This is a genomic window from Erythrobacter sp. SN6-5 (assembly GCF_057364945.1).
In genome coordinates, this window is sequence record NZ_CP200282.1 from 3,072,680 (window position 1) to 3,094,759 (window position 22,080).

General features: G+C 58.2%; 23 protein-coding genes and 3 pseudogenes. 18 read left to right on the top strand and 8 right to left on the bottom strand.

Going from position 1 to position 22,080, the window contains the following annotated elements; all coding sequences use genetic code 11:
• Positions 1-26 precede the first annotated feature (26 nt).
• Positions 27-383, top strand: coding sequence for a DUF1428 domain-containing protein (locus AC0V6Z_RS15460; RefSeq protein ID WP_472639287.1), 357 nt, complete (start codon positions 27-29; stop codon positions 381-383).
• A gap of 81 nt (positions 384-464) precedes the next feature.
• On the opposite strand, the gene AC0V6Z_RS15465 is transcribed toward AC0V6Z_RS15460, so the two are convergent.
• Entirely contained in the window at positions 465-1,058 is a 594-nt protein-coding gene (locus AC0V6Z_RS15465; protein ID WP_472639288.1) for a DUF998 domain-containing protein, read from the bottom strand.
• A gap of 61 nt (positions 1,059-1,119) precedes the next feature.
• Positions 1,120-1,727: pseudogene (locus AC0V6Z_RS15470) on the bottom strand (J domain-containing protein).
• Between the two features lie 50 nt (positions 1,728-1,777).
• Between AC0V6Z_RS15470 and AC0V6Z_RS15475 the strand changes: the two are divergent.
• The 3 genes from AC0V6Z_RS15475 (at position 1,778) to AC0V6Z_RS15485 (ending at position 3,428) form a co-directional block, all read left to right on the top strand.
• Entirely contained in the window at positions 1,778-2,050 is a 273-nt protein-coding gene (locus AC0V6Z_RS15475) for a BolA family protein (RefSeq protein ID WP_472639289.1), read from the top strand.
• Between the two features lie 74 nt (positions 2,051-2,124).
• Positions 2,125-2,964: a helix-turn-helix domain-containing protein gene (locus tag AC0V6Z_RS15480; protein WP_472639290.1), complete on the top strand. Its 840-nt coding sequence runs from the start codon at positions 2,125-2,127 to the stop codon at positions 2,962-2,964.
• 5 nt (positions 2,965-2,969) lie between these two features.
• Complete coding sequence (locus AC0V6Z_RS15485) at positions 2,970-3,428, top strand: NUDIX hydrolase (RefSeq protein ID WP_472639291.1); 459 nt, start codon at positions 2,970-2,972, stop codon at positions 3,426-3,428.
• A gap of 12 nt (positions 3,429-3,440) precedes the next feature.
• Here the strand turns inward: AC0V6Z_RS15485 and AC0V6Z_RS15490 are convergent, their stop codons facing one another.
• A complete protein-coding gene (locus AC0V6Z_RS15490; protein ID WP_472639292.1) occupies positions 3,441-4,043 on the bottom strand; it encodes a DUF6445 family protein in 603 nt (200 codons plus the stop codon).
• Between the two features lie 184 nt (positions 4,044-4,227).
• Between AC0V6Z_RS15490 and AC0V6Z_RS15495 the strand changes: the two genes are divergently transcribed.
• Complete coding sequence (locus tag AC0V6Z_RS15495; RefSeq protein WP_472639293.1) at positions 4,228-4,953, top strand: SDR family NAD(P)-dependent oxidoreductase; 726 nt, start codon at positions 4,228-4,230, stop codon at positions 4,951-4,953.
• 57 nt (positions 4,954-5,010) lie between these two features.
• Here AC0V6Z_RS15495 and AC0V6Z_RS15500 read toward each other — a convergent pair whose 3' ends face one another.
• Complete coding sequence (locus tag AC0V6Z_RS15500; protein ID WP_472639294.1) at positions 5,011-5,400, bottom strand: hypothetical protein; 390 nt, start codon at positions 5,398-5,400, stop codon at positions 5,011-5,013.
• A gap of 58 nt (positions 5,401-5,458) precedes the next feature.
• Positions 5,459-6,046 (bottom strand): TetR/AcrR family transcriptional regulator, encoded by a 588-nt coding sequence (locus AC0V6Z_RS15505; protein ID WP_472639295.1) that lies wholly within the window; start codon positions 6,044-6,046, stop codon positions 5,459-5,461.
• Between the two features lie 84 nt (positions 6,047-6,130).
• Between AC0V6Z_RS15505 and AC0V6Z_RS15510 the strand changes: the two genes are divergently transcribed.
• Positions 6,131-7,018, top strand: a complete 888-nt coding sequence (locus tag AC0V6Z_RS15510) for an alpha/beta fold hydrolase (protein ID WP_472639296.1) — start codon at positions 6,131-6,133, stop codon at positions 7,016-7,018.
• Between the two features lie 6 nt (positions 7,019-7,024).
• On the opposite strand, the gene AC0V6Z_RS15515 is transcribed toward AC0V6Z_RS15510, so the two are convergent.
• Positions 7,025-8,089 (bottom strand): DUF2332 domain-containing protein, encoded by a 1,065-nt coding sequence (locus AC0V6Z_RS15515; RefSeq protein WP_472639297.1) that lies wholly within the window; start codon positions 8,087-8,089, stop codon positions 7,025-7,027.
• A 101-nt stretch (positions 8,090-8,190) separates the two neighbouring features.
• Between AC0V6Z_RS15515 and hisG the strand changes: the two genes are divergently transcribed.
• The 9 genes and pseudogenes from hisG (at position 8,191) to AC0V6Z_RS15560 (ending at position 18,113) form a co-directional block, all read left to right on the top strand.
• Positions 8,191-8,871, top strand: a complete 681-nt coding sequence (gene hisG / locus AC0V6Z_RS15520; protein ID WP_472639298.1) for an ATP phosphoribosyltransferase — start codon at positions 8,191-8,193, stop codon at positions 8,869-8,871.
• A pseudogene (gene hisD / locus AC0V6Z_RS15525) lies at positions 8,871-10,161 on the top strand (histidinol dehydrogenase). The gene hisG and the pseudogene hisD overlap by 1 nt, the downstream one beginning before the upstream one ends.
• Positions 10,158-10,610: a transcription antitermination factor NusB gene (nusB, locus tag AC0V6Z_RS15530; protein ID WP_472639299.1), complete on the top strand. Its 453-nt coding sequence runs from the start codon at positions 10,158-10,160 to the stop codon at positions 10,608-10,610. Before hisD ends, nusB begins: the two are co-directional and overlap by 4 nt.
• A 90-nt stretch (positions 10,611-10,700) precedes the next feature.
• On the top strand, positions 10,701-11,558 hold the full coding sequence (gene thiL, locus AC0V6Z_RS15535) for a thiamine-phosphate kinase (RefSeq protein WP_472639300.1): 858 nt from the start codon (positions 10,701-10,703) through the stop codon (positions 11,556-11,558).
• Positions 11,559-11,720: 162 nt separating this feature from the next.
• A complete protein-coding gene (locus AC0V6Z_RS15540) occupies positions 11,721-13,835 on the top strand; it encodes a sodium-translocating pyrophosphatase (RefSeq protein WP_472639301.1) in 2,115 nt (704 codons plus the stop codon).
• Between the two features lie 198 nt (positions 13,836-14,033).
• Positions 14,034-15,197, top strand: a complete 1,164-nt coding sequence (locus AC0V6Z_RS15545; protein ID WP_472639302.1) for a GNAT family N-acetyltransferase — start codon at positions 14,034-14,036, stop codon at positions 15,195-15,197.
• Positions 15,194-16,105: a cupin-like domain-containing protein gene (locus AC0V6Z_RS15550; RefSeq protein ID WP_472639303.1), complete on the top strand. Its 912-nt coding sequence runs from the start codon at positions 15,194-15,196 to the stop codon at positions 16,103-16,105. Before AC0V6Z_RS15545 ends, AC0V6Z_RS15550 begins: the two co-directional genes overlap by 4 nt.
• 175 nt (positions 16,106-16,280) lie before the next feature.
• On the top strand, positions 16,281-17,132 hold the full coding sequence (locus tag AC0V6Z_RS15555; protein ID WP_472639304.1) for a GNAT family N-acetyltransferase: 852 nt from the start codon (positions 16,281-16,283) through the stop codon (positions 17,130-17,132).
• Positions 17,133-17,177: 45 nt separating this feature from the next.
• Entirely contained in the window at positions 17,178-18,113 is a 936-nt protein-coding gene (locus tag AC0V6Z_RS15560; protein ID WP_472639305.1) for an acyl-CoA thioesterase, read from the top strand.
• Between the two features lie 41 nt (positions 18,114-18,154).
• Here the strand turns inward: AC0V6Z_RS15560 and AC0V6Z_RS15565 are convergent, their stop codons facing one another.
• Positions 18,155-18,967: a universal stress protein gene (locus AC0V6Z_RS15565; RefSeq protein WP_472639306.1), complete on the bottom strand. Its 813-nt coding sequence runs from the start codon at positions 18,965-18,967 to the stop codon at positions 18,155-18,157.
• A 25-nt stretch (positions 18,968-18,992) separates the two neighbouring features.
• Between AC0V6Z_RS15565 and AC0V6Z_RS15570 the strand changes: the two are divergent.
• From AC0V6Z_RS15570 to AC0V6Z_RS15580, 3 genes and pseudogenes are all read left to right on the top strand, one after another.
• Positions 18,993-19,448 (top strand): annotated as a pseudogene (locus AC0V6Z_RS15570) (carotenoid oxygenase family protein).
• Entirely contained in the window at positions 19,448-20,638 is a 1,191-nt protein-coding gene (locus AC0V6Z_RS15575) for a carotenoid oxygenase family protein (protein ID WP_472639307.1), read from the top strand. Before AC0V6Z_RS15570 ends, AC0V6Z_RS15575 begins: the two are co-directional and overlap by 1 nt.
• A 124-nt stretch (positions 20,639-20,762) precedes the next feature.
• Complete coding sequence (locus tag AC0V6Z_RS15580) at positions 20,763-21,377, top strand: superoxide dismutase (protein WP_472639308.1); 615 nt, start codon at positions 20,763-20,765, stop codon at positions 21,375-21,377.
• Between the two features lie 107 nt (positions 21,378-21,484).
• Here AC0V6Z_RS15580 and AC0V6Z_RS15585 read toward each other — a convergent pair whose 3' ends face one another.
• Positions 21,485-21,988 (bottom strand): hypothetical protein, encoded by a 504-nt coding sequence (locus AC0V6Z_RS15585; protein ID WP_472639309.1) that lies wholly within the window; start codon positions 21,986-21,988, stop codon positions 21,485-21,487.
• Positions 21,989-22,080 lie beyond the last annotated feature (92 nt).

Below are 22,080 nucleotides of genomic sequence, written 5' to 3' on the forward strand. Positions count from 1 at the left end.
TCCGACAGATTTGAGGGAGGATTGAAATGTACGTAGCAGTAGCAGCGCTCTCAGTGCCTGAGGAAAACCGTGAAAAGTACCTCGAAGCTGCCGAGTTCATGGCCAATTGGTCGATGGAACACGGCGCATTGGAAGTCATGGAAGCCTGGGAACTTGATGTTCCCGACGGCAAAACCACCGACTTTCGCAAGGCTGTGAAGGCACCTAACGGAGAAAAAATCGTCACCGGTTGGGTAATCTGGCCGGACAAGGCCACCTTCGAGAAAGCCAACCAAGCAATGATGGCAGGCGAAGGTTTTGAAGGCCACTCCGGCGAGATGCCATTTGATGGTTCGAGGATCATTTATGGCGGATTCGAGCCGATCCTAACCAGGGGTCGCTAACACAGCTCAGGCGCACGCTCTTTCGCAGCAATTGATAGGTCTCCACCACCTTGCCGAGAGGCGCAAAGCCATCACAACATGCTATTTATCAATCTCGCTTCCGAGCCGAGGATGATAGTATGCGAACAGCAATGGCCACACCAAATTGATAGACCCAAAGAAGCGCTGGAAGAGGCCCGAATACCCTTCAGGCTCAAAGCCTGTGAGCAACAACCAAAGGTATGTCACTCCGGCCAAGCTGACGAACACAGTTACGGCGTATAGTTTCGATCGCAATTCGGCCGATCGCAAATCAAGCAAAGACAGCGCAGGCGCCAAGATGTTGAAAATTCCGATCACGTAAAAGCCGTGCATTGGGGTACCCATGGGCCAAATGCCATTGCTGATCATTGCGACCCCAAAAATCATCCAGCACGCGGCACCGGCGGAGAAGACCCTACCCGAAATCGCCCACACGGCCGCTCCAAAGACGAGCAAACTAAGCCCAACAGCCAAGGCGGCGATATTCGCCAAGGTGTGCGACAAATTGTCTTCCAAGGTCATCACACTGACGTGCGAAGCAATTGGATCGTAGCCAACTGCAAGAAAGCCAGCCAATGTTGACAGTCCCAACCAGGCTGGCAGAGGGATAAAACCCGCTTTTGCCAGCAAAGCACTCGTCTTCTCACTCATCATTTCGAACAGCCCCCGGTTTGATCCCGCAAGATTGCACTCGAAATGCAATGGTTGGCAACGGCTAAGTAAGGGCGCGCGCTTTCCGCAACAATTGATAGGCCTCCACCACCTTGCCGAGGCGTGCTTCGTATTTGCGGTCCCCGCCATTGCGGTCTGGATGATAACGACGCACCAGCTCCGAATACCGCTGGCGCAGGCGCGGTCGGTCGGTATCTCGTCCCAGGCCCATAGTCTCAAGCGCGCCGATCTCTTCCGCAGAGAAACGTGATCCGCCAAAGCCGGTGGGAGCAGCCTCTGCATCCCGCCTGGCGCGCCCTTTTATCCCCGCGGCCCGCGCGGAGATCGCGTCCAAGGGATCATCGAAATCGGCCCAGCGCGGCATGCCATCGATGCCGCAGCGGTTGGCTCAAAACTCGGGCTTTCGGTCTTCCAACCGGATGCTGGCGATTGAGCGGCGAGAATTTCCTCTGCATTCATGCCTTCGAACCAATCGTAGCCCGAATTGAACTGACGCACATGTTCCAGACACATCCAGCGCCATTCCCCTGGTCCGTCAAAGCCATTGGGGCGACCGCCAGGCGCGCGAAACTCGCCAGCCTCCTCGCAGCCCGGAGCTTCGCAATCGCGTGCAGCGTCTTCGTGACGTCCATGAAACTTGGCAGAGCGCATGAAAATAGAGCATGGGGTCTGCGAACCCTAAATCCAAGAGAGAGAACGCGATGAACGGCTCAATTGCCCAAGAAATGTCACAGCTGCTGACCGAGGCTTTTTCGCCAAGCAAGCTCGATATCATCAATGACAGCGCACAGCACTCTGGGCACGCTGGCGATGATGGCAGCGGCGAATCGCACTTCACCATTGTGATTGAGGCAGCACAGTTTGCCGATATGAACCGGCTGGCCCGGCAGCGCGCTGTTATCGCTGCATTGGGTGACATTGTCGGAGAACGGGTGCATGCTGTTGCAATAAAGGCAAGCGCGCCGGAGAGTTAGAGCGAGCCAATCGCCGCGATTGCACAGGGAAGCTGGGGAGCAAAGACGATGCGAGCTTATGGTCAGGCCGACTGATGTTGCTGTCTCGCACCTATCACCCTTCGGCCGCAGTCGCGCCCTATATACGGCGGTTTTACGTGTTTCAGGCACAATTGCCCGAAGCCATGGTGATTGAGGATTTTCTGCTGGCAGAAACTGCATTTGTTCGCTGTCTTGTCGAAGGCGATTGGTCTGGCGAGGTTGCACCCGGCGAATGGTCGCGGCCAAGCGACACATTGCTGTTCGGGGCCAATTCAGGACCGTTTAAGGTCCGGGTAAAGGGCAGCTTCAACGTTGTCGGCTTTGCCATTCGGCCCAGCGCATGGCGCGCTTTATTCGCCAAGCCCCACCCTGAATATTTTGATCGGCTGCTGCCTTTGACTGAGGAGTGGGGTGATTTGGCCAATCAATTACAGCGCAGCATCAGTGCTGCGAGCGATGATGAGGCGAAGGTTGCCGCGATGGAGGCCATTGTCTTGCAGCGGGTCAAGAAGCACGGGCACCCAGAAGTCGACACGCAGCTCGCCAAGTTTGAGGTGTTTGCCCGAAGAGACAGCACGATCAGGATCGATCTGGCCGCTGAAGAAATTGGCATATCCATCCGCCAGCTTGAGCGCCGCTGCAAGGATGCATTTGGGCTGACGCCGAAGGGCGTTTTAAGGCGCAGTAAGTTCCTGGACATGGCGGCCGCAATGCGCGGATTTGGCAATGCCAGCGAGAAAGACCTGGCGGAATTGCGCTATTTCGATCAGTCGCACCTCAACCGCGAATTTCGTAAATTCACACGGATGACACCGGGGCAATTCAAAAATGCCGTCACGCCTTTGCAGACCGCAGGTCTGAAACTGCGCGAAGAAAGTCGGAACGAGGACTAGGTCGCATGCGTAATCCAGGCCAAAAGCGCATCCGGCGCGCGGCGAGGGTTATTGTTCTCAATCCGCAGGGTCGCGCCCTGATGTTTCGGTTCGACGTCGCAAAGCGACCGCCATTCTGGGTGACTGCAGGCGGCGAATGCGACGCTGGCGAGAGCTTTGAAGAGGCGGCAAAGCGCGAATTGCTGGAGGAGACCGGAATAATCGCCAACCCTGGCCCGCAAATCGCCCAGATCGAACCGGAATTCATCACCGTTGAGGGCGAACCCGTTCGGGCGGATGAGCGCTATTTCATTGTGCACAGCGAAAGCGAACTAATCGACACATCTCGCCATACGGATCTTGAGCGCAAAGTGATGACGCAGCACCGCTGGTTCACCACGGACGAGCTTGAGGGCTGGCACGAAGCGATCTACCCAGAGAATATTGCCGAGGTAATCCAGATCGGGCTCGGCAACTTCGACTAAAGCAGCTCGAACTCAACCAAGTGTAAAAAACATCGTGTAGATCAACCGGCCATTCTCGATCGAGGTGCCAAAGCCTTTGCCGGAAGTGTGGAATAACCAAGGACGCAGTAACAATAACCGATTGTAACGCATCGGTATTTCCATAGTCTTTTCCCAAGCATCATGGTTCAACGCATCGGCGTCAATCGTTTGCTTTATCGCATCTGCCTGCGAGGCAAAGCCTGCAGCATGCGCCGCAGCATCATTGAATGGCGTGCTCTCAAGTCCCGTTTTCTTGTGCCGGAAGAACTCAGTTCCTCCTTGGCAGTGTTCTGGCTTGGTTAAGTACAATATGCCCGACCATTGCGAGAGATCATTGTGAATCGCTGGCACATCATCATGCTCTGCCAGAGTGACGCGAAACTTGCCGTGGGATTGGGGCGGATCGACTGGCTTAAGCCTCTCACCGACGAGCTGCGAGACATACTGATCCAAACCCGGCAAGTCTGCGCGCTCTTTAGAGTTACGACCTACGTACGGCCCCTCCAACTCAGGATACTCGAGCCCTAGCGCTTGCTTACGCATTCCATCCGGGTTCTCCAGGAAATCATCAACCACAAGAAACGAAATGGCCATTAAACAACTTTCCGTAAAAGCGGCGCAAACCGCCATGCCTAGGGATTGCAGGTCGCTGTAAGCTGTAGGAAAATTTTTTCAATTCCGCACTTGGCGCGCGCAACTCAGCATTCGTATGGCAATCATCTGTGAGGGCTTGCCAGCCTGCTGATACTCAATCATCTTTCCCGTGAGGGAGCTTAGAATGGACTACACCGTCAAAACCGTTTGGATCACTGGCGCGTCATCGGGGATTGGCGCCGCACTGTCGCGCGAGTTGGCGCGGCGCGGTGCAAACTTGATCCTATCGGGCCGCGATGAAACGCGGTTGGCTGAGGTCGCGAGGGATTGCGGCGAGACATTACTTCTGCCCTTTGACGTGCGCGACGACGCTGCGCTTGCTGATGCCACAACCAAAGCAATCGCCTGGAAAGGCGGGGTCGACCTGGCATTTGCCAATGCTGGCGTGTCTCAGCGTAGCCGCGCGCTCAACACCGATATGCAGGTCTACCGCGATATCATAGATATAGACCTCACCGCGCAGATCGCATTCTCACAAGGGCTGATCGGCCACATGGTCGAGCGAGGCTCCGGCGGCATCGCCTTTATCTCATCCATCGCGGGCAAAGTCGGTGTGCCGATGCGCACAGCCTACAGCGCGGTGAAATTTGGCCTCGCCGACTATGGCGATGCATTGCGCGGCGAACTGTCGCAATCCGGCGTCAACGTGCACATGATCTATCCCGGCTCCGTCGCCACCAATGTCGCGCGCAACGCCCTGACGGCTGATGGCGCGAAACGCGGCCGCTCCGATGATGTGATCGACAATGGCATTTCAGCTGAAGATGCAGCGAACACCATGCTTGACGGAATTGCCGCTCGGCGAACGCGAGATCATCGTTGCGCAAGGGGCAGAGCTGGCGATGGGTGAGATGCGCCGCACGCCCGATGCTCTGTTCGACCAGATCGCTGGTATGGTCGCCAGCGGCTATATGGAAAAAATGGAAGCAGAGGATTGAGCGCGATTCCGCGCCCATCGCACAATCAAGTAGGCAATCGCCTGCTCTATCCATGCAAGCGGCAGGGCAACGGCGATCATCGTGTATGGGGCCAGCCCCATGTTGGCGACGCCGAGCCATAGTAACCCGAATACAGTTAGCGTGAACGCTGTGGCCGCCAGCAAAACCTGGCGGACAGAGTCGCCAAACCGTTCAAGCCACAGCCAGTAAAATCCAGTCGCCGCGGCAATCAGCACAAGATCCCATACACCCCAGATCACAAAGATGCCCCAATCCATAGGCGCCACCTGCGACTCGCCAGGGAAAGCTTTGTGCAGCATCGGTCTCACCACCAAGAAATAGCGCGCGATTTCCGACACATTGATCCAAACAAAGTTCAGCCCAAAGGCGATCCAGAATCTGTCTCTATCAGATCGATCACTCGTCATCTTGCAAGTCCTTTTCAAGCAGCTTCAAGATAGTCGCCGCCTGCATTCGTAGTTCATCGGCAGAAGAGGTAACGCGTGACATGGCCCAAAGGCCCTGAGCGGCGAGGACTAGAAATCGCGCCAGTTCGATGCTTCTTTCCGATGCCAGATGCTCGGAAAGCGCAGCTGCAAAGGCCTTTTCCAGCTCAGCATTGTGTCGCCAAACCCGCTCAACAACTGCTGAATCGCTGGAGGCTATTTCGGTCATTGCGTTGCCAACGAGACAGCCTGGACCTGGAAGTCCAACCTCTTCGGCAAGAGAAATTTGAATTTCGAAATAGCGCGCAATCGCCTCGACTCCATCTTTCGCCTCGGCAAACGGGGCAAGTGCTGGCGAAACGACCAGGTCTCGATAGGTATCAAAACACGCCAAATAGAGCCCGTGCTTGCTACCAAAATCACCATAGATCGATTGCCGGGTCGATCCGGTCGCGGCGACCAGTTCGGCCATTGAAGTCGCCGAATAGCCATTCGCCCAAAAGACGCGCATCGCATCGTCGAGCACTTGTTTTGGTGGGGAGGAACGCGGCCTTGGCATTTTTTCGTTTTATCAGAACGATCATTCTAATACAAGTCACGTGTAGGACTGGCATATCTGGCCGGTTCACGGCAAAAGCGGGCTATGGAACAAAAACCTGTCACGCTCGCCAATGGCATTCATCTGGATGTGGTCGATGAAGGCCCAGTCGATGCCCCAGTCCTAATTTTCCTGCATGGATTTCCAGAAAGCCACCGAACCTGGCGCAATCAGATCGCGCATTTCAAAGATCGCTTCCGCTGCATTGCACCCGATCAACGCGGCTATCGCGGCTCATCCAAACCGCAAGAGGTCGATGCCTACACGCCGGATAAACTGATCGGCGACATCTTCTTACTCGCCGATGCGCTGAGCATTCCGAAATTCACGATCGTTGGCCATGATTGGGGCGGCGCGATTGCATGGGGCGTCGCATTGGGCGGCCAACATATGCGGGTAGAGCGCGCAGTGATCGCCAATGCCCCGCACCCCTCGATCTTCCAGAAATTGCTCTACACCCATCCAGGTCAGCGCGAGGCAAGCCAGTACATTCGCGGATTTAAGGACAGCGCGAATGACGCGCTGATCAAGGATCAAGGCCTGACCGGCCTGATGCTGCAAGAGGTAAAATGGGACCGGCCAGCCGCGATGGAGCCAGAAGAACGCGAGGCTTTGCTGCGCGATTGGCAAAACCGCGATGCCGCCTTTGGGATGATCAATTATTACCGTGCCAGCCCAATAACTGTACCGACTATGGACGAACCCTTTGAGGTGCCATCGGACTACACCGGACCGGTCCTGCCGCAATTGACAATCCCGACGCTGGTGATTTGGGCAATGGACGACTTGGCTTTGCCTGCGGAAAACCTCGAAGGGCTGGACGAACTCATTGACGATCTAACCATCGAGCAAGTGCATAATTGCGGACATTTCGTGCCTTGGGAGGCGCCCAATGCCGTCAATGCGGCAATGGAAAAATTCCTGGCCAGTTAGTCCGCTCTAGCCCCCGCTCCATTCTACCCAAGCGCCATGGGGATGCGCGTGGGCGAGACACACTTCGTTCTCGCCGTCCGGCCAATACCGAACCCGAAGTTCGTGGCGAAATGTCGCGGGGTCAGTTTCGAGCGCGATCCATGCCAGCGGCTTTTCGGTGGTGGCGCACGCGCCAGCCTGCTCCATCGCTTTCGTGATCACCGACTGCGTTTCAGCAGGCATATATTGCCACATGATTGAATGGAACATCACACGGGTCGTCCCCGGTTCTTGCGGCTTAGTCAATTGCTCACGCACGAATTTGCCCGCGTCAATCTGCGTTAGATCGGGCGCGCGTTCCCCGGCGAGCTGGATAGCGGCATCAATCCGCTGCATCCGTTCCTGCGCGTCCGGCCAGACATAGCTTTTGAGCCGAAGCGCCGCGTCCGCATCGCTGAGATCAATCGGCCCGATGTCGCAGCCGCAAATCGCGGCAATCTCGATGTCTGCGGCAGGCGGCGATGCCCCGCGCCATTCAGGTATGATCTGCATTGGAGAACTTGGCGGCCCACTTTCCGTCGCGCCTAAACGGTAAAAGTAGCGATCCATCATAGTGTTGACCCCGGCACTGGCGCCGAGTTCAAACATATCGAACCTCGCCGGTACGCGCTGAGCCAGCCACAACAGGCCAGCGATAAAGCTAGCGGAACGCCCGGCCTCGTTGGTTTGCGGCGGCCCATCAAACCAAGGCACCAGAGCGGCATCATGCGCCTCCACCACCTCGCAAACCAGCGCATCAACCTCCGCCTGATCGGTGATCTCGCCATGATAAACAGGGGCCAGACGATCATCCGCCCCGCTTAGCAGTAAGTAATGCAAGCCACCTGCAATTCGGAGTGGCATCGCATCCTTCAGCGTAAGCCCCGGCCAGTTCATCATCCGCTGGGCAGTGACGGTGTCACCCGTTGCGGCAGCGGCCAAAGCGCGGACAATCCGCGCGGTGCATGGCGCTCCGTTCTGCTCGGCATGGGTCGCCTGCCAGTCCAACGCCGCGTCAAAGTCTGAGGTGTCCATAATTGCCCCGTCCCCCATTTAACGTGTCTCCTCGCTATGTTGATCACGCGATCAAAGGCAGGTTTACCTGATCGTCCGTGTTGCCCTTTGGCAGTGCAATGCCTAAGTGCGGCTCCGCAATGACTACGGACAGTTCAGGCCAGCTCACCTTTGCCATTCCCAAGGGGCGGATCCTCGATGAGGCTCTACCTGTAATGGCGCGCGCCGGTGTTGAGCCAGAGGCCGCGTTTCACGACAAGAGCAACCGCGCGCTCAGCTTTGGCACAAACCGAGCAGATATGCGACTCATCCGGGTCCGCGCATTTGATGTGGCAACCTTCGTGGCGCATGGTGCCGCTCAAGTCGGGATTGTTGGCTCTGACGTGATTGAAGAATTTGATTACGCTGATCTTTATGCACCAGTGGACCTCGATATCGGCCATTGCCGCCTGTCGGTTGCGCAGCGCGTTGATGACACGGCAGAGCAATCCAGCGCGAGCCACCTGCGGGTCGCGACCAAATATCCCAACCTGACCCGACGCCATTTCGAAGCGCAAGGCATTCAGGCCGAATGCGTGAAGCTCAATGGCGCGATGGAACTCGCCCCCTCACTTGGCCTCGCGCGCCAGATTGTTGATCTCGTGTCGACTGGACGGACGCTGAAGGACAATGGCTTGGTAGAGACATCGAAGATCATCGATATCTCTGCCCGACTGATCGTGAACCGTGCGGCGCTGAAAACCGATCCGCGCGTGGCAGAGCTTGTCGCCGCATTCCGCGCCGATATGGAAGCGCAAGCCGCCGAAAAGCAGGTTGCATAATGCAAAAGCTGTCGACCAAAGATGCCGATTTTGAGCAGCGCTTTGCCAAGATCGTCAATTCCCGGCGCGAAAGCGGGGAGAATGTCTCTGGCAAAGTCAGCGATATTCTCGCGCGCGTTAAAGCAAAGGGCGATGCGGCGCTGGTCGAATACAGCCAGCGCTTTGATGGGCACAGCCTGAGCACCGACGAAGACTGGTCGATCTCGCCCGAAAGCTGTGAGGCAGCGTATAACGCTCTTGAGCCAGAATTGCGCGATGCCTTGAACCTCGCCGCTGCCCGGATCGAGGCCTATCACCGCGATCAGATCCCGGCGAACAGGGACTTCACCGATGAAGCTGGCGTGCGCCAAGGCGCGGTATGGCGCAGCGTCGATGCCGCCGGGCTCTATGTGCCGGGCGGGCGCGCGGCCTATCCCTCTTCGTTGCTGATGAATGCGATTCCGGCCAAGGTCGCAGGCGTTGAACGGATTGTTGTGGTCACGCCGACGCCCAAGGGCAATTCCAACCCGCTGGTTCTCGCCGCCGCACATGTTGCGGGCGTTAGTGAGATTTGGCGCGTTGGCGGAGCGCAAGCAGTCGGCGCGCTGGCCTATGGCACCGAGCGGATCAGGCCGGTCGATGTGATCACCGGCCCCGGCAATGCCTATGTCGCGGAGGCCAAACGCCAGCTTTATGGCGTGGTTGGCATCGACATGGTCGCAGGGCCAAGCGAAATTCTGGTGATCGCCGACTGCGATAATGATCCAGATTGGATCGCCGCCGACCTGTTAAGCCAGGCAGAACATGACCCGACCTCTCAGTCCATTCTGATCACCAATGAGCGGACCTGCGCCGCTCAGGTTGAAGACCGCGTGACCGTCCAACTGTCGCAGCTCACCACCGGCAAAACCGCCAAGCAAAGCTGGGACGATCACGGTGTGATCATTCTGGTCGAAGATTTGGACGAAGCGCCAGCGCTCGCAGACCGACTGGCCGCTGAACACGTCGAACTCGCTGTGGCTGATCCAGAGGCGCTGTTTTCTAAGATCAATCACGCGGGCAGCGTGTTCCTCGGGCGAATGACACCAGAGGCCGTGGGCGATTACGTCGCCGGGCCCAATCACGTATTGCCAACCGGCTTGGCGCGCACGCTTTTCCAGCGGGCTGTCCGTGCTCGACTTCATGAAACGCACCAGCTTTATCGCGCTGGATGACGACGCCTTTGCCGCGATCGGTCCGGCGGCGGCCACCCTCGCCCATGCAGAGGGTTTGCCCGCGCATGCCAAATCAGTGGAACTTCGCCTCAAATGAACACGCCCGCTCGCTCTCAAGCCCGCTCAACCGCGCGGCTCGCCGCTGTCCAGGCGCTCTATCAACTGCAGATGGAGGGCACTGCGCTCGCCAAACTGCTTGATGAGTTTCATCAGCATCGCTTGGGCAAAACGATCGATGAAGACGAATTCGCCGATGCCGAAGTTGAGTTCTTCGATGATGTCGTGCGCGGGGTTGAAGCGCGCGGTGAAGAGATCGATGCTTTGCTGACCTCGAAACTGGCCGATGGCTGGACGCTGAAACGCCTCGACAAGACCATGCTGCAAATCCTGCGCGCTGGCACCTATGAGCTGCTCGCGCGCAATGATGTGCCAGCCGCAGCGGCAATCAACGAATATGTCGATGTGGCGAAAGCGTTCTTCGATGACCGCGAAGCCAAGTTTGTGAACGGCGTCCTTGATGCCGCATCAAAGGATGCACGAACTTAAAAGTTCGATCATGCTGAGCATGTCGATGCGAGAGCGCTGCCAGATCCGTTGCCCTTCGACAGGCTCAGGACGAACGGATAAGGTTGCTCAATGAACGAAGCCGATTTCGTCGCTGCATTGCGCACGCTGCCGCTCCACTCTGGTGCGCGCGGGTTGAACGATGACTGCGCTGTCTTGGAAATTGGCGACGAAACTCTGATCCTGACCCATGATATGATGGCTGAGGGTACGCATTTCCGCCCCGACGCCGAGATGGCCGATGTCGCTTGGAAACTGGTCGCCTCCAACCTGTCTGACCTAGCTGCAAAAGGCGCTGAGCCAATTGGAGTGCTGCTGGGCCATTCGCTAGGGCAAGATGACGAGCGTTTTCTTGCAGGTCTCAGCGAAGCGCTCGGCCGCTACAACGTGCCAATTCTAGGCGGGGACACCGTTTCCGCCACAGGACCGCGCACCTTTGGACTAACCGCCATTGGTCGTGCATCGCATATGCCCGTACCTTCGCGCAGCGGTGCTTCACTCGGCGATGCATTGTATGTCACGGGCATGCTCGGTGCCGCTATGCTCGGCTTTGAAGGCACGCCTGAGCACCTCGAGGCATTCAACCGCCCTCGCCCGCTGTTGCAGCAAGGTCAATCGCTAGCACCGCATGTAAGCGCAATGATGGATGTATCAGATGGTCTGCTGCTCGACGTCTTTCGATTGGCGGAGGCGAGCGAAGTCACCCTCGCACTCGAGACCAACAACGTTCCAGTCGCTGATACCGAGCGCCGCGAGGACTGCATGCGCTGGGGCGATGACTACGAGCTGCTGTTCACCGCGCCAGAGGGGCTGACCCTGCCCGTTTCAGCAACGCAGATTGGCACAGTTCAACCGCTTGGCTTCGCCCCGCTTACGCTCGACGGCGACCCAATCGTCAATGCACAAGGCCTCGGCCATCAGCACGACTGATTGTACACAGATCAAGAACAAACCGATAATTGGCACATCAGCCCACCGACAATCGGTGGAGAGCGGGCTTGTCACTTCCCCACAATCGCGATAGCCAATGGGCCAAGCGCTCCCACCACAAACGAGGAGCGCATTTCCACACGTTCAAGAGGGGATTTTTTGGTGGATCTGATTCTGATTTCAATCGGGCTGGGACTGCTCGCCGTGATTTACGGCTTTGTCACCAGTCGGCAAGTTCTCGGCGCGAGTGCCGGGAACGCCAAAATGCAAGAAATTGCTGGCGCCGTTCAAGAGGGCGCACAAGCCTATCTCAAACGGCAATACACCGCGATCGGCATAGTCGGTGTGGTTGTTGCCATTCTCGTTTTCATCTTTCTTGGAGAGGTTTCTGCGATCGGCTTCGTGATCGGTGCGCTGCTTTCCGGTGTTGCTGGCTTTATCGGGATGAATATCTCCGTACGTGCCAATGTGCGCACAGCGGCGGCGGCTGAAACGGGCCTGCAAGAAGGCCTGACCGTGGCGTTCCGTGCTGGTGCCGTCACAGGCATGTTGGTTGCAGGGCTCGCGCTACTGGCCATTGCCGGGTTCTTCTATGTGCTGGTTGGTACGATGGGCATGGACCTCACCGTTCTCGCTGAGAAGCGCGAAGTCATCGACGCGCTCGTGGGCCTCGCCTTTGGCGCTTCGCTGATTTCGATCTTTGCGCGTTTGGGCGGCGGTATCTTTACCAAAGCTGCTGACGTTGGTGCCGATTTGGTCGGTAAGGTCGAAGCTGGCATTCCAGAGGATGACCCCCGCAACCCGGCGACCATCGCCGATAACGTGGGCGACAATGTTGGCGATTGTGCTGGCATGGCCGCGGATTTGTTCGAGACCTATGTTGTCACCGTTGGCGCGACCATGGTTCTCACCGCCCTGCTGTTCACCGGCCTTGCCGCTGCTGATCTGCTCGCTCTGATGAGCCTGCCGCTGATCATTGGCGGTGTGTGCATCGTAACCTCGATCATCGGAACGTACTTTGTTCGTCTCGGTTCATCGAACAACATCATGGGTGCGCTGTATAAGGGCTTTATCGTCACCACGGTTCTGTCCGCTGTCGCGATCTATTTCGCGACTGATTATGCGGTGGGCATGGGCACGGAATACACACTGGGCGACAACACGTTTACCGGCATGTCACTGTTCCTGGCGATGATGGTCGGTTTGGTCATCACCGGCCTGATCATCTGGATCACCGAATATTACACGGGCACAGAATACCGCCCGGTCCGCTCGATTGCGAAATCGTCGGAGACCGGACACGGCACCAATGTCATTCAAGGCCTGGCAATCAGCCTTGAATCGACCGCATTGCCAACCATTGTGATCGTGATCGGTATCATCGTGACATACCAACTCGCAGGTCTGATGGGCATCGCCTTTGCGGCGACTTCGATGCTGGCTCTGGCCGGTATGGTTGTTGCTCTGGATGCGTATGGTCCCGTCACCGATAACGCAGGCGGCATCGCTGAGATGGCCGAGATGGAAGAAAGCGTTCGGGAGAAAACCGATGCGCTGGACGCTGTTGGCAACACCACGAAAGCTGTGACCAAGGGTTATGCAATCGGTTCCGCCGGTCTTGCTGCTTTGGTGCTGTTCTCGGCTTACACAGCTGACCTCAAGGAGTTCTTCCCGGATCTCGCGGTCAGCTTCAGCCTTGAAAACCCGTATGTCATCGTTGGCCTGCTGCTCGGCGCGCTGCTCCCGTACCTGTTTGGTGCGATGGGCATGACCGCCGTTGGCCGCGCGGCTGGCGATGTAGTGGTTGATGTGCGCGCGCAGTTTGCCGCTGATCCAGGCATTATGGATGGCACCAGCCGTCCAAACTATGCCCGTACGGTGGACCTGGTGACGAAGGCTGCGATCAAGGAAATGATCGTTCCCTCCATGTTGCCAGTGCTCGCACCCATCGTCGTGTACTTCGCGGTGACTGCGGCGACAGGCAGCCAGGCAGAGGGCTTTGCGGCTCTCGGTGCTTTGCTGCTCGGCGTGATCATCTCCGGCATCTTTGTGGCGCTTTCCATGACCGCTGGCGGCGGCGCATGGGACAATGCCAAGAAGTACATCGAAGATGGAAATCATGGCGGCAAAGGCTCAGAGGCTCACAAGGCTGCTGTGACCGGCGATACAGTTGGCGATCCTTACAAGGATACCGCTGGTCCAGCCGTGAACCCGATGATCAAAATCACCAATATTGTCGCGCTGCTTCTGCTCGCGGCGTTGGCTGGTGGACATTGATCCAAGGCTAATCTGCGGCTGAGTAGTCGGCCGCACAGATTTTGAAACCTCGCCAGGCTCAGGTCTGGCGGGGTTTTTTGTGATCTGGACACACCCAAGCACGCGCACTCAAAACGCGCTGCACAAACGCTTCCTTAACGTCATTCAGGCTAAACCAAGCTCCACGCGCGATTCTGCGCGCATTGAAAAGGTTAACGGATGGACATGGCAAGCGCGCCTGTACTGCCCAGCGCACCTCCTCATTCTGGCCCACTCGCGGGCTGGAGCGATGGGATGCACGCCCTGACGCCTGCTCAAATCAGCCGCTCAGCCTTCCTCGCCGCATGGGATGAGCTAACCAATCGCGCCGCTGAACCAAATCCTTTTTTTGAAGAATGGTTTCTCTCAGCCTCGCTCGCCAATTTGCCCGAAAGCGCGAAGGTCGAAGTGTTCGCCTATATCGTGGGCGGCGAATTGCTCGGCCTCATCCCGCTTGAGCAATCTCGGCAATATTACGGTTATCCCGTGCCGCATTGCGGCGCGGCGCTGCACACGAACAGCTTTTGCGGAGCACCCTTGATCGCCAAAGGGCATGAGATCGATTTCTGGCGGACCTTGTTCACTGCACTCGACCACAAGCCGCGCCGGGCGCTGTTCTTTCATCTGCCGCAATTGCACGCCGATGGCCCGGTGGCAGAGGGGCTACGCGAAGCATTGAGCGAGCATAAGCGAGCAAGCGCCATCGTGCACCGGGAAGAGCGCGCCATGCTGGATGCCGAGATTTCTCCTGAGGAATATCTTGAAGCATCCCTGACCAAGAAAAGGCGTAAAGAGCTGCGCCGTCTGCGCAAACGCCTCGCTGAAGAAGGCGCTTTGAGCGTGGAACGGATCGAAGGCGAAGACGGCATTGCCGAATGGACCCGCGAATTTCTTTCCGTTGAACGCGCGGGTTGGAAAGGAGCAGAAGGCTCTGCCCTCGCCAGCGCAGCGCATACCGAACAATTCTTCATCGACGCCATGACCGGCGCAGCGCGCTCAGGCCGACTTGAACGGCTCGCATTGAGGGTCGACGGGCGAGCCATCGCCATGCTCGCAAACTTCATCACACCGCCCGGCGCCTACAGCTTCAAGACCGCGTTTGATGAACGCTATGCCAAATACTCACCCGGCCTCTTGCTCCAGCTCGACAATCTGGAGCTGCTGGGCAACGAATTTATTGAATGGGTCGACAGCTGTGCAGCCGAAGGACACTCGATGATCGAGCGCTTGTGGCGCGAGAAGCGCAGCATGCAAAGCATCAACGTTGCGATCGGAGGGAAACTGCGCCGCACGCTATTTGAGCGATTGATGCGCCGCGAGCTGCGCAAAAGGAACCTGCAATGAATGCGCCCATCACAGATGCGACCGACTGGCAAAGCGCACGCGCTTCTGCGCCGTCGATCTTTGATACGAATGCGCGAGATCAGTTCGCAGTTCACTATCCTGAAACACCGCACACATTGCGCCATGCCCTCGATCAGCATCCACTGCTGGAGATTGAAGCACTGGCCAGCATGGCGGAGCGCCTTCCAGAAAGCTCGGTCGAATACAATCGCGGCGACTTGCCGATTGGCGTCGATGGCAAACCGGATAGCAACGGCCTGACCATCGCGGAGACAATCCGCAAAGTGCACGAAGCGAACAGTTGGGCCGTGCTCAAGAATGTTGAGCAAGTGCCATCCTATCAGGCTTTGTTGCATGATCTGCTGGGCGAATTGCAGGCGGAGATTGAGGTCAAGACCGGCGAGATGTTGACCCCGCAAGGGTTCATCTTCATCTCCAGTCCGAATGCCGTCACCCCGTATCATTTCGACCCGGAGCACAATATTCTACTGCAAGTGACGGGCAGTAAAGTGATGACCCAATTCCCCGCTGGCGATACGCGCTTTGCCAAGGATAGCGAGCATGAGGCCTATCATGCAGGCGGCGCTCGCGAGCTTAAATGGAACGATGAGTTTGCCGGACAGGGCAGCGAGTTTCCGCTTGGACCAGGTGATGCCGTTTACGTGCCAGTGATGGCCCCGCATTTTGTCCGCAACGGACCGCACAGCTCGATTTCGCTGTCGATCACCTGGCGCTCCAACTGGAGCTATGATGAGAGCGATGCGCGCTGCGCCAATGTGCTCATGCGCCGGATTGGCCTAGTGCCGAATGCACCAAGGCGCTGGCCCACCAGCAATCGCGCAAAGGCGCTGAGCTTTCGCGTGTGGCGCCGCCTATTTGGTCGTGCCGGATTGCCACCACTATCATGAATGCCCCCTTCCCTATCGACACGCAGCCCCAATCGGAGTTGGACCGGCTTGCCGAGGCCGACGATCCTCGCCGTTCCTTCCTAAGGGCGCAGTGGTTTGCATCGGGCCGCGATCCGGCAACAGCAGAGCTTGTGGCGCGCGGCAATGATGGCAAAGCGATTGCAGCCTTCCCTATTTGCAAAAAAAGCTCGGCCCCATTGCGATCAAGCAGGTCGCGGGCGCCTATTGGCCGTTTCGTGGTGCACCATTGGACAGCAAATGCACGGCGGCAGAGCTCGCAGCTGCTCTCAAGGACAAAAAACTCGCAAAGCAGCTCGGCAATGTCTGGCGCATGGGTCCGGTGGTCGACGACGACCCATCGCTCGATGTACTCAAAGCCGCCGCTCTCGACGCAGGCTGCCGCGTGCTTTCGCGCCCGATTGGCCAACTGTTCGTGCTCGATCTTGTCACGCTGACAGCTTCGGGCAATTGGCCTTCGACCAAAGGCCAGCAGAAAGACCGCTGGCGGGTTCGCCAACTAGAGAAAACCGGCCCCGTCACCATTTCGCACTTCACCGGCGAGGATTGGACCGATGAAACCCGCGACGCCATCGCCGCGATTGAGAGCAATTCCTGGGTCGGCCAGTTGGAACAGGGCGGCGACACTAAGTTCCATGATCCGGCGCTGCGCTCATTCTGGGAAGGCATAGGTCACGATCCTGTAATCGCTGCGATGATCCGGGGCAGCCTGCTGCATGTTGGCGACATCCCAGCCGCCTTCACCTTTGGCCTCGACTGCGGCGATACGCGCTACGCAATCGCCAATAATTTCGATCAACAATTCCAGAAGTTCTCGCCAGGCCGAGTGCTGCTGTATGACGATTTCACCAGCGCCGCAAAGCGCGGCCTTGCCCGCATTGACTGGGGCCTAGGCGACGGCGGATACAAGCGGCAAATGGGTGCGGAAGAGGCCTCCGGCGTCTCTGACCTGCTGTTTGTGCGCGGCGCATTGCCAGCCGCTCTGCTGCGCCGGGTGTGGGAACGCTAAGCCCGCTTGACCTTACCGCCATCGCGCCGCATTGCGAGCGGCGAAATGAGCGACACTCCAGACAATATTCCGACCAATGAGCAGCTCGTCGATGGGCTGATCAAACTGCTTACAGTCGAGCAGAATTCAGAAGAGAACTTCACGGGCCGTCCGCAAAAAGGCGGCATGGGCCGGGTGTTTGGCGGCCAGGTGCTGGCGCAGGCTATTCAGGCCGCACAAGCAACCGTGGATCATCCCAAGCAGGCGCACTCACTGCACGCCTATTTTCTGCGCGGCGGCAAAGAAGGACCGCCGATTGACTACCGGATCGCGCGCGATTTCGATGGTCGCAGCTTCTCCAACCGCCGGGTCGTCGCCAGCCAGACCATCGAAGCAGGCGAAAGCAAACCGATCCTCAATCTCACCGCGAGCTTCCAAACGCCCGAAACCGGACTGGAGCACAGCGATGCTGAGATGCCCGATGTCGAAGGACCGGATAAACTGCGCAGCGATATGGATGTGCGCCGCGAGATGGCATCAAAGCTGGGCGACAAGCTGAGCGAAGATCAGCGCCGCATCATGCTACGCCCGCGCGCCATTGAAATGCGCACCATCGACCGGCTGCATTGGATGAACTCTGAGCCGCGCGAACCGAAAGCGCACACCTGGTTTCGCACCGGCGCGCCGCTGCCCGCGATTGAGGACAACCCAGGCCTGCACCGCGCCGTGATCACCTATGCCAGCGACTTCACATTGCTTGGTACCAGCGCGCTGCCCCACGGGCTCAGCTGGATGCGCGGCGAACTGGTCGGTGCAAGCCTGGACCACACGATCTGGTTCCACCGTGAAGCGCGCGCGGATGAATGGCTGCTCTATGCCACCGACAGCCCATGGTCCGGCCATGGGCGCGGGTTCAACCGAGGCCGTGTGTTCAATCAATCAGGCGAACTGGTCGCCAGCATCGCGCAAGAAGGCATGATCCGGCGCCGCAAAGCGAAGTAGAGCAGCTTCCTTTCATTGGCGAGCCACCTGCACCCTCCAACTCAATGCGCTAGCAAGATTGGTAGATCCGGATTGGTAAGCGCGCGGCGCGTGACCCCGCCCAGTAGCATCTCCGACAAGCGTGAATGGCCATAGGCCCCCATCACGATCAGACCACATTCCCGCAATCGCGCAGCCGATGTAAGTAAGTCGGCAATCTTGCTGCCATCGGCCGGGATCTCGAAAAGTTCGCATTCAATCCCGTGACGGCTAAGATATTGCGCGCCCTTGAATGCAGGGACATCAAAGCGGTCTTTATCCAGCTTCTCCTCTACGCTGGCGAGAAAGACGTTGCTGGCCTTGGCGAGCAAAGGCACGGCGCTGCGCAATGCAACACTGGCCTCAGAAGAGCCATTCCACGCGACCAAGATCGGCGCAGAACTGTCAAAGCTCGTGGCCGTCTCTGGCACGACCATCACCGGGCATGGAGCCTTCAATGCAAGCTCCCCTGCCATGCGCGAAGGCCCTTTGCGCTCGCCAACGTCATGCGGACCAACGATGATGAGATCATGCAGGGTCGATTGCTCCAGCAGCCGCGTTTCCGGCATTCCGTGCAGGAACAGCCAATCCCAAGTGACATCCTCATTGGCCAGATCCTCCTCCAGCTTCGCGCGCTGCTCTTCCGCTGCCTCTTTGATTTTGGGCAGTGCGGCGGCCATGGCTGAGCCATAGAAGTCGCCGGGCGCAAAGACCTCAAAGCTCACCGCCTGAAGGCATGTGATGTGGGCGCCGTGTGCGCGGGCCAGATCAAGCGCGATCTGCAGGCGCGCCTCCATTCCTGGATCGGTGCTGATGTGCAGTAATATCGATTTCATCGGTATTCTCCTTCCTAAATGCGGGATGGAGGGCACCGTCGGCAGCGTCATTGATCAGGATCAAATTGACCGCAGTTTGCAGGGCAATGCGCTTGATATCACTGCCCTCGCCGCTAGGCTGAACCGTCAGGAGATTACCACGATGCAAATCACTCGCCAACCACCGGTCAAGACGACGCTTGAACCCAGCAATCACCCGTATCTCTCCGGGCCATGGACGCCGGTTCATGAAGAAGTGGATGTGGATGAGTTGGAAGTGATTGAGGGCGAAATTCCAGCCGATATCGATGGTATTTACCTTCGCAATACAGAGAACCCCGCGCACCAGCCGCTGGGCTAGCATCACCCATTTGATGGCGATGCAATGGTTCATCAGGTGAACATTTCCGGCGGCAAGGTCAGCTATCGCAACCGCTTTGTGCGCACCCAGTGCTTTGAGGCAGAACAGATCGCTGTAGCCAGGCGCTGTGGGGCGGGTTGATGGACCCTCCCGGTACTTCGCTGCGCCCAGGTTTTGGCGCGCATGGCGGGCTTAAGGACACCGCCTCGACCGACATTCTGGTCCACGCCGGGGCTGCGCTGGCGACGCTCTATCAATGCGGTGAGGCATGGCAGATGGACCCTGTTAGTTTGGAGAACCTGGGCAAAGCGCCTTGGGGGCCGATTGATGGGGTCTCTGCGCATCCCAAGGTGGATGAGAGCACCGGCGAGCTGATGTTTTTCAACTATTCCGTCCACGCGCCTTACATGCACTACGGCGTGGTCGATCGCGCGGGTAAGCTTGTCCATTACACGCCGGTCCCACTCGATGGCCCGCGTCTGCCGCATGACATGGCGATCACGCCGAACTGGTCGATCCTCAACGACATGCCTCTGTTCTGGGATGCAAAGCTGCTGGAGAGAGGCATTCACGCCGCTCGCCTGCATGAAGGCGTGCCGACCCGCTTTGCTCTCATCCCGCGCCACGGCAGTGCACAGGACATCCGCTGGTTTGAGGCCTCGCCAACCTATGTGCTGCACTGGACGAACGCTTGGGAAGAGAGCGGGCCAGACGGCGATGAGGTCGTGATGGAAGGCTATTATCAGGACGAACCCATGCCCGAACCGCTGGAGGAGCAAGGCGAGCACGGGCGGATGATGGCCTATGTTGACGAACACAGCTTCAAGAGCCGCCTGCATCGCTGGCGCTTCAACCTGACCACCGGAGAGTGCCATGAAGAGCGCCTGTCGGACCGGATCGTCGAGTTTGGCATGATCAACCCGGCCTTTGCGATGCGCAAATCGCGCTACATCTGGTCGACGACGACCCGGCCCGGTTGGTTCCTGTTCAACGGCTATGTCCGGCAAGACACCGAGACCGGCGAAGAGCAGATCTTCACCCTGCCAGACGGCGTCTATGCCAGCGAGAGCCCGATGATCCCGCGCAAAGCCGCGGACGGCGGGAAACTGGCGGAGGACGACGGCTATCTCATCACCTTCCTGATCGACGAGAACAGCGGCACATCTGAGCTCGCCATTCTGGACGCCAGCGACGTGGCGAAAGGTCCGATTTGCCGCCTCGCCTTGCCGCACAAGATCAGCAGCGGAGTGCACTCTACCTGGGTCGAGCACTCGCAGCTCGCAAGCGACCGCGCCTTCAAGCTTCGCCAGTTGCAAGAGGCCGCAGCCTGATCGCGCGTGCGTGCCACCTCCTCGCCCCCGCCCATTGAACCTGCAATTCCAATTGCGATGCAACCTTTACCCATGCCGTGCATTGTCCCTATAGCGATCCAGATTCCATAAGAGAGGGACCAAAGTGGCTTTCAAACTCATCGATTTACCTTACGCAGACACCGCACTCGCACCCGCCGTTTCGGCCGAGACACTGTCGTTTCACCATGGCAAGCACCATCAGACCTACATCGACAAGATGAACGCCGCGATTGACGGCACTGATCACGCCAATGCCTCGCTTGAGGCGATTGTTGGGGCCGCCCGCGGCAGCAACCAAGGCCTGTTCAACAACGCCGCGCAAACCTGGAACCACGGGTTCTACTGGCACTCCATGGCGGCATCCGAAACCGCTCCATCGGATGACCTCAAGGCCAAGATCGACGCCGCATTCGGCTCTGTCGATGAGCTCAAGGAACAACTGAAAGCCCGCGGCGCTGGCCACTTTGCCAGCGGCTGGGTCTGGCTGGCTGAGAAGGACGGTGCGCTCACCATCGAGGAAACCCACGATGGCGACACACTGGCTGACCAAACCGGCGTGAACCCGCTGCTGGTCGTCGACGTGTGGGAGCATGCCTATTACCTCGACCACCAGAACAAGCGTCCGGCCTATCTCGATGCAGTTGTCGGCTCGAAGCTCAACTGGGCCTTCGCCAGCGAGAACCTCGCACGCGGCACAGCCTGGGTTTACCCGGCCTAAGCCGATCACGATCACAGCAATGTGAGCGAAACAGCCCCTGCTCCGCCCCGCGCGGAGCGGGGGCTTTTCTGGAACGCAGATACGCTTTTCAAAAGTGTGACTTTTCATCATGACGCTGCCTGCTCGCGGTATTCAGCTAGCGAGACGGGACAGCGCGCAAGATGCGCCAGAACCGCAGAATTGTCCGGCTTGTGGCGGACACCTGCATATTTGCCGCCGCGCAAAATCACCCGCCAAATCCCGCTTTCAATGCGCCATTCCAGTTCGCGAAGTGTGACTTTTGGCCGCGCGCCCAAAACTCCGTGGGGAAGCACACTTGGCGCGGTGCCAATATCGCGCGGCTGCCAGTCCTTCGCGAGCGCCGCATCCCATGCCGCGCAGAAACTCTCCGACCACAATTGCGCGCGCAGCCGATAGGTACTTTCGCGCGCCATAGAGACCCTGCGCGCTGCCTCTGTTACAGAGCGTGTCTGCGCAAGCCAGCCGATAAACTCCGCCTGCCTCAGCGGCGTCCAACCATCCACACGCTGTTTGACCGGTACGGCATAGAAAGGCGGAATGCGCCTGGGCGGCTTGCGAGGCTGAGAAACGCGCGGCGGATAGAACTTCATGCGTGCCGGGATAGGCGCGTAGGTGATGTGTAGGAAAGGCGCTCAGTTAAGGAAGCTTGCAGAAAACAATTCCTGATGTATGCCCAAAGTAA

Excerpts from the sequence above, each read along its gene's own strand:
- AC0V6Z_RS15460 (WP_472639287.1), top strand. The coding sequence starts at position 27 with ATGTACGTAGCAGTAGCAGCGCTCTCAGTGCCTGAGGAAAACCGTGAA.
- AC0V6Z_RS15465 (WP_472639288.1), bottom strand. The coding sequence starts at position 1,058 with ATGATGAGTGAGAAGACGAGTGCTTTGCTGGCAAAAGCGGGTTTTATC.
- AC0V6Z_RS15475 (WP_472639289.1), top strand. The coding sequence starts at position 1,778 with ATGAACGGCTCAATTGCCCAAGAAATGTCACAGCTGCTGACCGAGGCT.
- AC0V6Z_RS15480 (WP_472639290.1), top strand. The coding sequence starts at position 2,125 with ATGTTGCTGTCTCGCACCTATCACCCTTCGGCCGCAGTCGCGCCCTAT.
- AC0V6Z_RS15485 (WP_472639291.1), top strand. The coding sequence starts at position 2,970 with ATGCGTAATCCAGGCCAAAAGCGCATCCGGCGCGCGGCGAGGGTTATT.
- AC0V6Z_RS15490 (WP_472639292.1), bottom strand. The coding sequence starts at position 4,043 with ATGGCCATTTCGTTTCTTGTGGTTGATGATTTCCTGGAGAACCCGGAT.
- AC0V6Z_RS15495 (WP_472639293.1), top strand. The coding sequence starts at position 4,228 with ATGGACTACACCGTCAAAACCGTTTGGATCACTGGCGCGTCATCGGGG.
- AC0V6Z_RS15505 (WP_472639295.1), bottom strand. The coding sequence starts at position 6,046 with ATGCCAAGGCCGCGTTCCTCCCCACCAAAACAAGTGCTCGACGATGCG.
- AC0V6Z_RS15510 (WP_472639296.1), top strand. The coding sequence starts at position 6,131 with ATGGAACAAAAACCTGTCACGCTCGCCAATGGCATTCATCTGGATGTG.
- AC0V6Z_RS15515 (WP_472639297.1), bottom strand. The coding sequence starts at position 8,089 with ATGGGGGACGGGGCAATTATGGACACCTCAGACTTTGACGCGGCGTTG.
- hisG (WP_472639298.1), top strand. The coding sequence starts at position 8,191 with ATGACTACGGACAGTTCAGGCCAGCTCACCTTTGCCATTCCCAAGGGG.
- nusB (WP_472639299.1), top strand. The coding sequence starts at position 10,158 with ATGAACACGCCCGCTCGCTCTCAAGCCCGCTCAACCGCGCGGCTCGCC.
- thiL (WP_472639300.1), top strand. The coding sequence starts at position 10,701 with ATGAACGAAGCCGATTTCGTCGCTGCATTGCGCACGCTGCCGCTCCAC.
- AC0V6Z_RS15545 (WP_472639302.1), top strand. The coding sequence starts at position 14,034 with ATGGACATGGCAAGCGCGCCTGTACTGCCCAGCGCACCTCCTCATTCT.
- AC0V6Z_RS15550 (WP_472639303.1), top strand. The coding sequence starts at position 15,194 with ATGAATGCGCCCATCACAGATGCGACCGACTGGCAAAGCGCACGCGCT.
- AC0V6Z_RS15560 (WP_472639305.1), top strand. The coding sequence starts at position 17,178 with ATGAGCGACACTCCAGACAATATTCCGACCAATGAGCAGCTCGTCGAT.
- AC0V6Z_RS15565 (WP_472639306.1), bottom strand. The coding sequence starts at position 18,967 with ATGAAATCGATATTACTGCACATCAGCACCGATCCAGGAATGGAGGCG.
- AC0V6Z_RS15575 (WP_472639307.1), top strand. The coding sequence starts at position 19,448 with ATGGACCCTCCCGGTACTTCGCTGCGCCCAGGTTTTGGCGCGCATGGC.
- AC0V6Z_RS15585 (WP_472639309.1), bottom strand. The coding sequence starts at position 21,988 with ATGAAGTTCTATCCGCCGCGCGTTTCTCAGCCTCGCAAGCCGCCCAGG.